Origin of the sequence: Lutispora thermophila DSM 19022 (genome assembly GCF_900142105.1) — a bacterium.
GTDB classification, from domain to species: Bacteria; Bacillota; Clostridia; order Lutisporales; family Lutisporaceae; genus Lutispora; species Lutispora thermophila.
This window is the reverse complement of record NZ_FQZS01000006.1, coordinates 179,158-191,730: the sequence shown is the minus strand read 5'-3', so window position 1 is coordinate 191,730 and position 12,573 is coordinate 179,158. Positions and strand designations below refer to the sequence as shown.

General features: G+C 35.3%; 13 protein-coding genes. 1 reads left to right on the top strand and 12 read right to left on the bottom strand.

What is annotated here, in order from left to right; genetic code table 11:
• Nucleotides 1-207: 207 nt before the first annotated feature.
• From BUB48_RS05265 to BUB48_RS05230, 8 genes are all read right to left on the bottom strand, one after another.
• Nucleotides 208-1,212: an asparaginase gene (locus BUB48_RS05265; RefSeq protein ID WP_073025197.1), complete on the bottom strand. Its 1,005-nt coding sequence runs from the start codon at nucleotides 1,210-1,212 to the stop codon at nucleotides 208-210.
• 27 nt (nucleotides 1,213-1,239) lie between these two features.
• Nucleotides 1,240-1,887, bottom strand: coding sequence for a DNA-3-methyladenine glycosylase (locus BUB48_RS05260; protein WP_073025196.1), 648 nt, complete (start codon nucleotides 1,885-1,887; stop codon nucleotides 1,240-1,242).
• On the bottom strand, nucleotides 1,888-2,766 hold the full coding sequence (locus BUB48_RS05255) for a DMT family transporter (protein ID WP_073025195.1): 879 nt from the start codon (nucleotides 2,764-2,766) through the stop codon (nucleotides 1,888-1,890). It abuts the gene before it with no gap.
• A gap of 275 nt (nucleotides 2,767-3,041) precedes the next feature.
• On the bottom strand, nucleotides 3,042-3,419 hold the full coding sequence (locus BUB48_RS05250) for a desulfoferrodoxin (RefSeq protein WP_073025194.1): 378 nt from the start codon (nucleotides 3,417-3,419) through the stop codon (nucleotides 3,042-3,044).
• 119 nt (nucleotides 3,420-3,538) lie between these two features.
• Complete coding sequence (menA, locus tag BUB48_RS05245; protein ID WP_073025193.1) at nucleotides 3,539-4,492, bottom strand: 1,4-dihydroxy-2-naphthoate polyprenyltransferase; 954 nt, start codon at nucleotides 4,490-4,492, stop codon at nucleotides 3,539-3,541.
• A 14-nt stretch (nucleotides 4,493-4,506) separates the two neighbouring features.
• The gene (ychF, locus tag BUB48_RS05240; protein WP_073025266.1) at nucleotides 4,507-5,595 is read right to left on the bottom strand and encodes a redox-regulated ATPase YchF; all 1,089 of its coding nucleotides are present in this window, start codon (nucleotides 5,593-5,595) and stop codon (nucleotides 4,507-4,509) included.
• Between the two features lie 300 nt (nucleotides 5,596-5,895).
• Complete coding sequence (locus BUB48_RS05235) at nucleotides 5,896-6,816, bottom strand: pseudouridine-5'-phosphate glycosidase (protein WP_073025192.1); 921 nt, start codon at nucleotides 6,814-6,816, stop codon at nucleotides 5,896-5,898.
• Nucleotides 6,810-7,742 (bottom strand): carbohydrate kinase family protein, encoded by a 933-nt coding sequence (locus BUB48_RS05230; protein WP_073025191.1) that lies wholly within the window; start codon nucleotides 7,740-7,742, stop codon nucleotides 6,810-6,812. Before BUB48_RS05230 ends, BUB48_RS05235 begins: the two co-directional genes overlap by 7 nt.
• Nucleotides 7,743-7,928: 186 nt before the next feature.
• Here BUB48_RS05230 and BUB48_RS05225 point away from each other — a divergent pair, with 186 nt between their 5' ends.
• The gene (locus BUB48_RS05225; RefSeq protein WP_084524384.1) at nucleotides 7,929-8,498 is read left to right on the top strand and encodes a hypothetical protein; all 570 of its coding nucleotides are present in this window, start codon (nucleotides 7,929-7,931) and stop codon (nucleotides 8,496-8,498) included.
• A 59-nt stretch (nucleotides 8,499-8,557) separates the two neighbouring features.
• Here the strand turns inward: BUB48_RS05225 and BUB48_RS05220 are convergent, their stop codons facing one another.
• The 4 genes from BUB48_RS05220 to BUB48_RS05205 all read right to left on the bottom strand — a co-directional run bounded on the left by BUB48_RS05220 (nucleotide 8,558) and on the right by BUB48_RS05205 (nucleotide 12,558).
• Entirely contained in the window at nucleotides 8,558-9,322 is a 765-nt protein-coding gene (locus BUB48_RS05220) for a MerR family transcriptional regulator (RefSeq protein WP_073025189.1), read from the bottom strand.
• 56 nt (nucleotides 9,323-9,378) lie between these two features.
• The gene (locus BUB48_RS05215) at nucleotides 9,379-10,845 is read right to left on the bottom strand and encodes a M1 family metallopeptidase (RefSeq protein ID WP_073025188.1); all 1,467 of its coding nucleotides are present in this window, start codon (nucleotides 10,843-10,845) and stop codon (nucleotides 9,379-9,381) included.
• Nucleotides 10,846-10,997: 152 nt separating this feature from the next.
• Nucleotides 10,998-11,885 (bottom strand): cell division protein FtsX, encoded by an 888-nt coding sequence (locus tag BUB48_RS05210; RefSeq protein WP_084524389.1) that lies wholly within the window; start codon nucleotides 11,883-11,885, stop codon nucleotides 10,998-11,000.
• Between the two features lie 4 nt (nucleotides 11,886-11,889).
• The gene (locus BUB48_RS05205; RefSeq protein ID WP_073025187.1) at nucleotides 11,890-12,558 is read right to left on the bottom strand and encodes a cell division ATP-binding protein FtsE; all 669 of its coding nucleotides are present in this window, start codon (nucleotides 12,556-12,558) and stop codon (nucleotides 11,890-11,892) included.
• Nucleotides 12,559-12,573 lie beyond the last annotated feature (15 nt).

Here is a 12,573-nt window from a genome sequence, read left to right as displayed (position 1 = left end):
TTCCATTAAATTAATATTACATTAGTTATACAAAAATAAGAAAGGCTTCATTTGCAAACATTTTAGCAATCAATGAAGCCTTTTAACAATCAAGTAACTTTTCTTAAAACCATTACGGAAAGTTAATATTAAGGTGGAATAATAATTTTCTATGGGTTATAGAAAGCATGTGTTCATTTCTGTTATGTTTTTTATTTTATACCTCAGCTATATTTCATTTTCATAATATTGGCCGTGTTCCATTATGTCTCTCAATTCTTTTTCATCCTGAGTCACTGAAAGAGCTAACATTAGTTTTATTCTTGCTTTCTGTCCCGGTAAGTCTCCTCCGAATATTGCACCCATCTCTCTTAATTGCTTTCCTCCGCCTTCATAACCATATGTATCCAATACTCTACCAGTAGGACATCTTGATACAACAACCACAAAGACACCTTTATCTATAGCATATTTTATGCCTTCAAGCATCTGAGGGGGCACATTTCCTCTTCCCAACGCTTCAAGTACAATACCTTTTGCTCCCGTATCCACTGAATACTTTATAAATTTAGAATCCATTCCTGCTGCACATTTGATTAAATCCACATTAGTTTCTATCTTATTTGTAGGAATATATTGTCTGTTAACAACATTTCTATGATATATTACCCTATCATTATCAACAACGCCCAAAGCTCCAAATTCCAGAGATTTAAAGGTATCAAGGCTTAGCGTATTGGTTTTTGTTACTTCCCCTGCTGCATTGACTGTATTGTTCATAACAACTAAAACACCTTTGTTTTTTGAATGAGGCGATATCACTGTACATACAGCAGCTGCCAGATTGCTTGGTCCGTCATATCCCAACTCAGAGCTGTTTCTCATGGCGCCCACAACAACAATGGGTTTCTCGCAATTGATTGACAAATCCAGCAAATAGGCAGTTTCTTCCAATGTATCTGTGCCATGGGTGATGATAACACCACATATGTCTTCTCTCTGTACTGTTTTCAAAACTAAAGATCTCAACTCCATCATTTTCAATGGATCCATATGAGGTCCTGGCAACTTGCCGAATTCTATGGATTCTATTTCTGCAAACTTATCAATATTAGTAACCAGTGACATTATTTCATCACTTGATAGGGAAGGTATTGCAGCACCTATCCTTGGATCCACCGACATGGATATGGTCCCCCCTGTAAAAATTATTGCCACTTTTGGCTTACTCATCACATGACCCCCAATACTTGTGCTTTATTATTTAACACTTACATAAGGATTATCTTTTATGTAAAATCTCCAAGGAAAATATTTTGCTTCTTGGGCATAATCGATCCCAATTCTTTTGGTTTCTACAATATCATATTCCTCTTTGAAACTCCTATTTTCACATATAAAAAGTCTGTTTCCTGTCAAGTCTTCTCCGTTGTATTCCTTCTCTATATTTAAAGCTTTGCATAACTTGCCCGGCCCATTGGTTAAATTGATTATTTGTGATTTCTTAAGTTCTCCCAAAGCTTTACCGTATCTATATACTGCCATAATTTCACTTCCCTTAATTGGTTCCAAAGCTCTTATTAAAACGGCTTGAGCAATTCCTTCCTTTGCAGCCACTACATTCAAACAATAATACATGCCATATATTAAATATACATAGGCATGACCTTCTTCTCCATACATAACTTCTGTCCTTGCAGTCCTTCTGCCATTATAACTATGAGCTGCTTTATCTCCAACGCCCATATAGGCTTCAACTTCTACAATTTTCCCTATAAGCTCTTTGCCATCCATTGAATGTACTAAATATTTCCCAAGAAGATCTTTAGATAATTTAACAGCGTTTTTACTATAAAAACTCCTATCTAGCCTTGAAAGATCTAATTGACTCTTCAAATCAGAATTCACCTAGCTAACCTCCGATTCCTTTGCCTCATATTCAATACCAGATTCCCTGGACACGATAATACTCCTTATGGTAACAGATAATATTACTATTATACCTCCCACAACAGCATAAACACTTGGCTTTTCACCAGCAAACAAGAATACCCAAACTGGATTCAGTAAAGGTTCTATAACAGTCAAAAGAACTGCTTCTATGGCAGACAAATGTTTCGAAGCTAATGCATACAGTATGTATGAAATTCCTAATTGAAAAACTCCCAATACTATTATTGCAATAATGCTCTTCAAATCTGGCAATCCACCAACGATGAAGGGTATTGCCACAATAAACGTAAGCACATTTCCTATTAACGTAGTCTCAACAGGAGAGCCAGACTTTTGTAGCCTGAGGCATATGGTGACACAGGCTAAGAAGAATCCGCTTACTACAGCAAGAACATTTCCTAGCATGCTGCCACCTCCTACACCATCCAAAAAGAACAATAACATGCCGCCGAATACAGATAAAATGGCTATATAATCATACCATCTAATCTTCTCTTTCAACAGCCATACCCCTAGTATGGCAACAAAAATCGGTGATGTAAACTGCAAAAGTATTGCATTGGCAGATGTAGTGAGCTTGTTAGCAGCTACAAACAATATTACCGTTGCGGCATAAGAAAAAGCTCCTCCCAATTGAGCTTTTGACCAGGTTAATCTTGGCTTCTTTAGATATAAAAATACTACAATTGATGCAATTAAACTTCTTGAACCGGCAATGGCTATGGGATTCCAATCTACAACCTTGATTAATATTCCTCCGGTGCTCCACAACAAAGAAGCCAACACAATAAAAAATATTGCTTTGTATCTTTCATTCCTAAATAGTTCCTTCATATTTCTACCCCATAATCTAATAAAATTCCACTACAGATAATTCTATATTTACTGGAAAAATCCTTTATATCAACTAAAATTACTTTATTTAACAAGTAAAATGCTCCCTCTATAGGAGCATTTTATCAATATGGAAGCCTGTTTAGATTTTTCCTTTTTCTTTATTGCTATAAATTGCTATATCTAAACACTTGTAATAAAATATGCTTATTAATCTAATCTTTCTATAATATATTAATATTAAAATGTCTTGTATAAACAAGGTTTAATTTAAACTATAGACTTGACTTCCATAATCCATGGATATTGCAGTATTCGTATATATCAACATTTTCTTTGTCGCAGAATACGGCTTTTGGTTCCTCTCCTGGTCTAAGATGAATTCTTTCTACTCCATTATCAGATACTACAGCAATCCATTCAATATAATGTTCCGGTATCATTGGGTGTAACACTGAACCTACCTGTACCACAATCTTTCCATTTTCTCTCGAAGCCACGGGAACATGCTTCTCAGTAGCTGCATCGGTAGTGTTTGCTTCGAGCTTGTTCATTGGCTTACCACAACATACCAGTTCACCGCCACCTTTGCTTATAAGTTCAACAATATTCCCGCATATACTGCATCGATAGAAAGCAATATTTTGTCTCATAGTTAACCCACCTTTCTTTAAATTGTTATTAATTAATTTATAACAAGTATAAATTAAAACATTATCAACTCATGGAAAACTTTTCTTAATTATCATTATAGTCCATTAATTTATAATCGTCAAATAACTGTTATTATTTCTCCAAGTAGCAATGTTATAGCTAATGCACCATTTATCATAACAAAATTTTTAACTGCCAATACAAAAGTATCCTTCTTGGTCTGGATTTGAAAAAAGGATTTAATATTCTTGCTGACAGGCAAAAATGTTATTAATGCCAGAGTACAGGCATATGGTATTATTCTCATTATTATCAATAGAATAAGCACCATATAGATGATATAATAAGATATTTTAAAGATCATCAGAGCCTTATCCTTACCTATGTATATTGGTAATGTATATCTGTTGTTTTCTATATCATCCTCAATGTCACAAATATTATTAGCAAGCATGATATCAGCTATTCCTATAATAGCAGGTACAGCAACCAAAGCAATATAAACAAGTTCCAGCAAGTTAATCTGTATGCTTAACATGTTTTCTTTCAAAGCCAGTGTAACTATATCACTATCAAATATATGTATATAAACAGCCAAAAAAGTGATGAAAAAACCCATAGTAAACCCTGAAAACACTTCCCCAAAGGGGGTTCGAGAAATAGGAACAGGTCCATAAGAATATGTTATACCTATAAAAAATGATAGTACTCCTATAAGAAGTACAATAGCATTTGAGTTTAAAAATAACAGCAACCCAAATGCTGTCGCCAAAGCAAGGAGAGCAAATATTGTTGTGCGGACACTTCTTTCGCTTAGTTTATCCCTTACAATGGCATTATGGCTTTCATATCCGTACCCATATTTTTTAACTGCCTTCCTGTAGTCTTGATAATTGTTGATTGCTGTTGTAGCCATATCTATACATAGTAAGGATACCAACATCATGGCAAAATTATTCACATTAAAGGTTTTGTAACGATAAATGGTATAAAATGTTCCTATGAAAAATGGTATAACACTAGCCACTTTTGTCTGTATTTCAACCAGTTTCAAGAAACTCCTTATCTTCATTCGTACCCTCTCTTTTATACATTAAATCTCAAATTTATGATGTCTCCATCTTCTACTATATAATCTTTTCCCTCTAATGTGAACAAGCCTTTTTCCTTTACTTTTTGTATAGAGCCAAGCTCCTTAAGGTCTTTAAACTTATATACCTCCGCTCTTATAAAACCCTTTTCGATATCTGAGTGTATTTTCCCTGCGGCTTTTTTTGCAACAGTACCCTTCTGTATAGTCCATGCTCTAACTTCATCATGGCCGGCAGTAAGAAAGGATATGAACCCAAGGTAATCATAAGCAGTTCTGGAGAGTTTGTCCATCCCGGATTCTTCAATCCCTAGATCCTCTAAAAACATTTCTCTGTCTTCCGAATCTAACTTTGCTATTTCCAACTCAGACTTTATACATAATTCAATGAAGGGTGTATTGGTATTTCTAGAATACTCCAAAAGATCCTCTCTTGATGGGTAGTCTTTTGATTTAAATTGCTCTTCATCCAAATTAACCACCAATATCATTGGCTTTTCAGATAGGAAACTAAAGGTCTTCAAATGCTCCTTTTCATCTTCATTGAGTTTTAAATTATGTATAAGAAGTCCCTTTTCCAAACCTTCTTTGCATTTCTTCAACACTTCCAGCTCCGCCAAGTTTTCCTTTGTAACTTTTTTTGATGCCTCAATTCTCTCTATCCTATTATCTATTATTCCTAAATCGGCAAAGAGCAGCTCCATGTTTATTGTATCTATATCCCTCATTGGATCTATGTTACCTTCTACATGCACAACATCATCAGATTCAAAAGCTCTCACAATATGTATTAAAGCATCTGTTTTTCTCACATTATCAAGGAATTGATTGCCCACTCCTTTTCCAGTGCTAGATCCGCTAACTAAACCCGGAACATCTACAACTTCAATAGTTGCATATGTAGTTTTTTTAGGTTCATACATGCTGGCTAAAAAATCAATTCTCTCATCGGGTATTTTGGTAATACCAATATTTGCCTCTACCTTTCCCGTTGTAAAACCGGCAACCTCCTCATCTGCTCCTGTTAAAAGATTAAATAAGCTAGTTTTACCTACAGAAGGTAGTCCTACCAATCCTATTTTCATATGGCTCGCAGGTTTCACTGAATATGCAATCCCCTGCTCTTCAACTCCTTTTCTCAGTATTGATAATTTTTTCAAAGTTTAACTGTATTTTACCATATTATATCATTTTTGTGCATACTATTGATAATCCTGTTTTTATTGCCTTCTCATATGATATTTTAATTGTCATTAATAAAAAAAAGGTATCCTTTGGAATCGTTTATTGAAACCCATTACGGAAAGTATATATTAAGGTGGAATTACATTTTCCTATGGCTTATAAAACTAGAAGCTTCGGAGCATAATCCGAAGCCTTCTCTACTATCTATATAACTTTGCAAGTTCTACAGCCAATTGGGCTCCAACTTTGGCATTATTGTATACTAACGCAATATTGGATTCCAGACTGTCTCCTCCTGTCAAATCCTTGACCTTTGCTAAAAGAAATGGTGTTGATTCTTTGCCGTGTATTCCTTTCTCATGTGCTTCCTTTATGGCTTTCTCTATAGCATTTGTTATAGTATCATAATCCATTTCATGTTCTTCCGGAATAGGATTGCCCACAACAACACCGCCATTTAATCCTAAATCCCATTTGGTTTTCAACGCTGCTGCAAGATCTTTAGCATTATCAACTCTATAATCGACTTTATAACCGCTCCTCCTTGTATAAAAGGCAGGGAATTCGTCTGTACCAAATCCTACTACAGGCACGCCAAAGGTTTCCAAGTATTCAAGAGTCAACCCTATATCAAGTATTGATTTGGCACCTGCACAAACTACTGCAACATTTGTATGAGCCAATTCCTGCAAATCTGCTGATATATCAAAGGTTTCCTGGGCCCCTCTATGTACCCCTCCTATGCCACCGGTAGCAAAAACTTTAATTCCTGCCAAAGCAGCAATAATCATAGTAGACGCCACTGTTGTAGCTCCATCCATCTTATTTGCCACAATAAATGGTATGTCTCTTCTGGAAGTTTTCACAACATTATGTGCTTTACCTAAGTATTCGATTTCATTTTCAGACAATCCTACTTTAAGCTTGCCTTCGAGAATTGCTATTGTAGCAGGTACAGCACCATTCTCTCTTACTATTCTTTCAACATTCAATGCAGTTTCAACATTTTTTGGATAAGGCATTCCATGGGATATGATAGTAGATTCTAATGCAACAACAGGTTTACCTGTCTTTAGAGCATCTGCAACTTCAAGTTTTATATCTAAATATTTTTCTAACATAACTCAATCTCCTTCATCTTTGATTTTATATTTTCAATTGACATGTAAGGGTTAATTGTGTTTTCATGGGAAATGGCAATAATTGAAGCAGCCATCGCCATTTTTGCCATTTCATCAATACTCATACCATAAAAGTGTCCATAAGAAAGAGCAGCCATGAAAGCATCTCCTGCTCCGGTAGCATTTACAACTTTTACTTTTGGTGTTCTTACATGATTCATAATATGACCATCATTATAAAATACCCCATCTTCGCCCAAACTGATAAATACTCTTTTGACCCCTTTTTGCAAGAAGTACTCGGAAGCTATCTTCAGATCATCTTCATTTTTTATAGCAATTCCCGTCAAAAGTTCTGCCTCGATCTTGTTGGGCTTGATGGTATGAAAGTATCCAATCAGATCCTTTACCTTTTTTGCCTTAGCAGTTGATACCGTATCAAGGAAGAAGTCAATGTCATTATTGCTCATTAAGATGTATTCTATTACTTCTCTTGGAATATTGGTATCAATTATGCATAATTTAGATTTCTCAATAACATTCATTTTTTCTTTTATGAAATCCACTGTCAACTTTTCATTTATATCCATATAGGATATAGCAGCAACCATATCTCCAGATTCATCTAACATAGATAAGTATATTGATGTTGCTTCATCTTTGAGAACTAAGGAATCCTTCATATCAAGACCTATTGACTCTGCTTCTTCAAGAATCTTCAAACCATAAGGATCCGTCCCAACAACACTTATCAGCTTTGTTTTAGCTCCAAGCTTTGTTAGGTTTTCTGCAATATTTCTGCCTACACCTCCCAAGGAAATTTTTATTTGTCCTGGATTGGAATCATGTAATACCAATTTGCCATAAGGAAAACCTTGTATATCAATATTAGCTCCACCAACTACACAAATATATGAATCCTTCATATTCCACTCCTATCATAATATTTGTAAAAAGTTACATAATAAATTTACTACAAAAATTTTATTAAGTCAAAAAAGAATATCATACATACACTTTACATTGATTTTTATTCATATGGTTATACTAAATTAAAGTGATATTCATTACTTTTTTGCATAATTTCATGCTAAATTAAAGGAGGATTACCAGTGAAATTAAAAGCATTGTTTTTGATACTGATATTTTCACTTTCATTGATTGTAGGGTGTACAAACAATCAAACAACTCCAGAACCTGCTCCAACCCAACAACCAAATCCATCAAATGAAACCCCGGATGCAGTTACAACCGCATCAATTGTAGACAATGCGGAGGACTTTGAAAAGGCTATTAGCAATACAGGTACTTGGATAATAGCTGTAACAAAGGATATCTCCACAAACAAAGAATTGGTTTTGGATGGAGAGTTTAAAAACGGAAAAAAAGATGATGCAGGCAAAGATATTATACAAAGAAAAATAGCCCTATATGCTCAGGATTCAAATAGAAATATAACAGCCAGATATACCCTGACTGCACCAAAGTTGACTATAAACAGTCCGGAAGCAAGCATTCAGCATGGAACATTCAAAGGCGATCTTTATGTATCTGCAAAAAACTTCAAGCTGGTAGACGCTACCGTTGAAGGCAATGTTTATTTTACAAATGAAGATGCTCAATCTACATTCAGCATGGATGAGAACAGCAAAATCACAGGTACTAAGGGAATGGCTAAGTAATATTGAAGCAGCCAATGCTTAAAATCAAAAAATTGGCTGCTTTTAACATCTTCTGTATATTATTTATTTATGCCAGTATATATGAGTATGGCGTCCCTCAAAAATTCAGCTGTTCCTGGTTGCATATAATCATAATAAGCTCTGAACCTTTCATCGCACACATACATCTGTGCTACTCCAGCATGAGCTTCCTTGCTGTACTCATGCCAATACATAGTTAACCACTGTTTATGAAGTTCAGCGGCTCTCTGTGCCAATTCTCCAGCCGGATCACCGGTTTTAAAGGCTTCAGCCAGTACATCCTTGACTTCCTTCTCCAATTTCACAGTTTTCTCATAATCTTCCTGTGTCATGTTCATGAACTTTTTATTTGATTCATCTACTGCTTCATTTCCATACTTTTCTCTGGCTTCTTTGCCATATTTTTTCTCGTTATCTTCTATCTTCTTTTTCTTAAAACCCTCAAATTTCTCTTTATCACTCATATTAATCCTCCCTTCCAAAAAGGCAATGGTTTTTTCTACATTTTCAATGAGCTTATCTATTTGCTGTCTTTTTTCAAGGAGCTTTATCCTATGGTCTCTCAGTGCATCAGCTTCGTTAAAAGCAGGCGAGTCGAGTATTCTTTTTATGTCTTCCAAGCTCATGTCCATTTCTCTGTAGAACATAATTTGCTGAAACCTGTCAACTTCTTTCTGACCATATATACGATATCCTGATGAATTGATCCTTGCCGGCTTTAGGATCCCTATTTCATCATAGTATCTTAAGGTTCTGCTGCTAACACCTGCCAACTTCGCCAGTTTTTGCACCGTATATTCCATGTTGTTACCTCCTTTCAATAAGAGCATACACCTTTACGCTGCGTTAATGTCAACAGCTATTTAAATATTTTTTCTACCGCTTCTTTTCCTGAAATTTCTTCAACTACATTTAAAAAGTCAATAACATGTGCGTTTTTATACTTATATCGTTGATAATAGGTTTGCATTATTTTAAAGAAATTTTCATCGCCTACAATATTTCTCAATCTATGGAGGATTAAAGCACCTTTTTTATATATGACATCGTTATAGCTCTTCCAACTTGCGAAGTTTGCAACTGAAGCCTCTACGGGATGATCTGCTGATTCTAGATTCTCATAGCTCTTCATTAATAAATCCAATTTATCATCATTACCTAATCTGTGGGCCAGATAAAGCTGAGTTGAATAATTGGCAAATCCTTCATCAAGCCAGGGTGAAATATGCTCATCATTTCCTACTGTCACGTACCACCATTGATGGGCTCCCTCATGAGCAATTACACTTATTAATTTATCCATATCTTTATAATGGCTTTGTCCTAAAGTGACAAGCTGAGGATATTCCATTCCTCCACCTGTCAGATAGGTTTCTACTATTGAAAATTCATCATAGGGGTACTTTCCGAATACCTCATTGAAATATGCAATAACATCTGCTCCAATTTCATCAGCTTCTTGTCCTAATTCTTTGTTTTTCATGGTATAATAATTCTTGATTTTTATACCATTAATTACTTGCTCTTCCATAATAAAGTTCGGGCTGCTGACCCAAACGAAATCTCTAACCTTTTCTGCCTTTATATCTACTATTTTATAACCTCCTTCGCCACTGTTTCTTTCAGATATTATTTTGCCTGTGGACGCTATGGTTTCATCAGCAGGTAACTTTATCACAACATTATAATCGGCAACATCACTGTAATTGGATTCTCCAATATTGGAATAATCTCTTATCTGCCATTTGCCCTCTTCCTGGGCAGCCAGTATGGGATACCAATAAGTAAATTGAGTTATATCTTTATATTGCCCAAATCTTGTTGTGCTGACAGGAATCTTCACTATAAACTCTATTTCAATTTCCGCACTGTGATTTTCCTTTATAGGTTTGTCTAAAGGAATATCTATGTAAAAATCATCATAATCCTGTAAAACCTCTTTGCTTAATTCCATATTTTCTATCTTCAGGTTTGTCAATTGAATATATGCTGGATCAAATCCATTGGGATAACATTTCTCTGCCGAGCCTATAGCCGGAACTGTGCTCAGTTTTCTATACAGATTGGGATATAGATATAATACTATGTTCTCAACGTCAACACCTTGATTATTCATATAGGTTATATTCTCTTTACATTTTAATATGCTTTGCTCTTTTTGATACTCCACATAAATATAGTATGAGTTAATGAAATGTTCATTTGATTCTTCCATTACTGCTGCTTTTTCAGCTATTGGCTGGGCTGCTGTATGAGGCAGCATCGTAGTACAACCTGTAAACAGACTCAAAATTGTAAACATCTGTATTAATACCCATTTTATCATTCTTCTATCACTCCTAGGTTTATAAAATATTGGGCCTTCATGTCTATTTTCTCACTTATAATCTATATTGCATATATCTTTTATCTATGAAATAAGGGATAGAATTTTATATTAAAATCCATCCCTGCAAATTTTTTGAACCTTTATTCCTTTTACCTGCTCTTGGCTGAACGCAAACCGAAAAGGCTGCCTAGTAAACCTAAAACAGCGCTTAACAGCATAATCATACTAACCAGGTTTGTAACCATGGATTTCTGGTCAGGTAGAGGTATAAACGGAAGAGGTCCTGTCATGACAGAATAAGCATATCTTAGCGTCAGTGATAGTATTATTGACGCCAACAAACCTCCTCCTAGAGTTAAAATCATCCCTTCAATTATAAATGGAAAAGATATGAACCCATCCGGGGCACCAAGCAATATAAGCGTATTTATTTGCTCTCTGTTCTCGTAAATTCCTGTCCTTATAATGTGGGATATTATAATCAAAGTGGAAGCTCCAACTGCAACAATAAATATATACCCAAGGGTTTTCAATACAGATGACAGGTTACGAACTTTATCGAAAATCTCTTTGTTATCTCTTATCTGATCTATGCCCTCAATATTTTTCAATCCTTCAATTACAGACTCCATAGACTTTAAGTCAATTTGCACCTCAATATATGGACTAAAAGGATTGTCATCCAAATACTGTAACACTTTAGCTTCCTTCCCCAATATTTCCTCCATTCTATGATAGGCTTCATTTTCATCTACCAATCTTACTTCTTCAACTCCAGCCAAAGTCTCAATATTATTTATGATATGTTCAACTTTTTTCTTGTCAATGTCCTCTGCAAAATAAACATTTATCTCTGCCTCATCCTCTATGATTTCTACCACTTGGTTGCTTATCCACCAACTTGATAACGTAGCAGCAGCAAAAAAAAGAATCAATCCTATACTCACTATTGATAGTATGTTTGACATGAAGTTAATCTTGATGATTGTTCTAGCTTCCTTCATAAAATAACCAAAATTATTCATTATAGTTTTCACTATATCAATCCAGCCTTTCTTGATGTATAATGCCGCTCTCAATATGAATAAGTCTGCCTTCTCTTAAATTATTTATAAGATGAGTTGCATGGGTAGTGATAACTACTGTAGTGTTCTCTTCTTTCAATGAAGCAAAAAGCTCCATTATGTTTATGGCATTATCTTTGTCAAGATTGCCTGTAGGCTCATCTGCAATGATAAGTCTCGGCTTTCTCACTATTGCCCTGGCAATAGCTACCCTTTGGCACTGCCCCCATGACAGATGCTCCACCATTGAAAACATTTTTTTCTCTAACCCAACTTTTTTTAAAGCAATTACCGCATTTTCCTTCAATTTTTTATTAGACATATCCAAAAATCTGGCACCCAGCATAACATTCTCAATAGCTGTTCTGCCATTTACCAGACGAAAATCTTGAAATACAGGCCCGATGGATCTCCTCATTTGTCTTATCTTAGAGGCTTGTCCCCTGATTATAGGTTGTCCTAATACAGTCAATTTCCCGTCGGTAGGAAACTCAATTCCTATAAAAAGCTTCAACAGGCTTGTCTTTCCCGAACCGCTTGGACCTGTAATATAAATCATTTCACCAGGTTCTATATGTAAATCAACATTTCTCAAAGCCATTGTGCCATCTGGATAGTTAAGGCATACACCTTCAGCTTCAATCAAATACATCACCTCCTA

Bases quoted from the DNA above. Each gene is read 5' to 3' on its own strand.
- BUB48_RS05265 (WP_073025197.1), bottom strand. From the start codon at position 1,212: ATGAGTAAGCCAAAAGTGGCAATAATTTTTACAGGGGGGACCATATCC.
- BUB48_RS05255 (WP_073025195.1), bottom strand. From the start codon at position 2,766: ATGAAGGAACTATTTAGGAATGAAAGATACAAAGCAATATTTTTTATT.
- BUB48_RS05250 (WP_073025194.1), bottom strand. From the start codon at position 3,419: ATGAGACAAAATATTGCTTTCTATCGATGCAGTATATGCGGGAATATT.
- menA (WP_073025193.1), bottom strand. From the start codon at position 4,492: ATGAAGATAAGGAGTTTCTTGAAACTGGTTGAAATACAGACAAAAGTG.
- ychF (WP_073025266.1), bottom strand. From the start codon at position 5,595: ATGAAAATAGGATTGGTAGGACTACCTTCTGTAGGTAAAACTAGCTTA.
- BUB48_RS05235 (WP_073025192.1), bottom strand. From the start codon at position 6,816: ATGTTAGAAAAATATTTAGATATAAAACTTGAAGTTGCAGATGCTCTA.
- BUB48_RS05230 (WP_073025191.1), bottom strand. From the start codon at position 7,742: ATGAAGGATTCATATATTTGTGTAGTTGGTGGAGCTAATATTGATATA.
- BUB48_RS05220 (WP_073025189.1), bottom strand. From the start codon at position 9,322: ATGGAATATACGGTGCAAAAACTGGCGAAGTTGGCAGGTGTTAGCAGC.
- BUB48_RS05215 (WP_073025188.1), bottom strand. From the start codon at position 10,845: ATGATAAAATGGGTATTAATACAGATGTTTACAATTTTGAGTCTGTTT.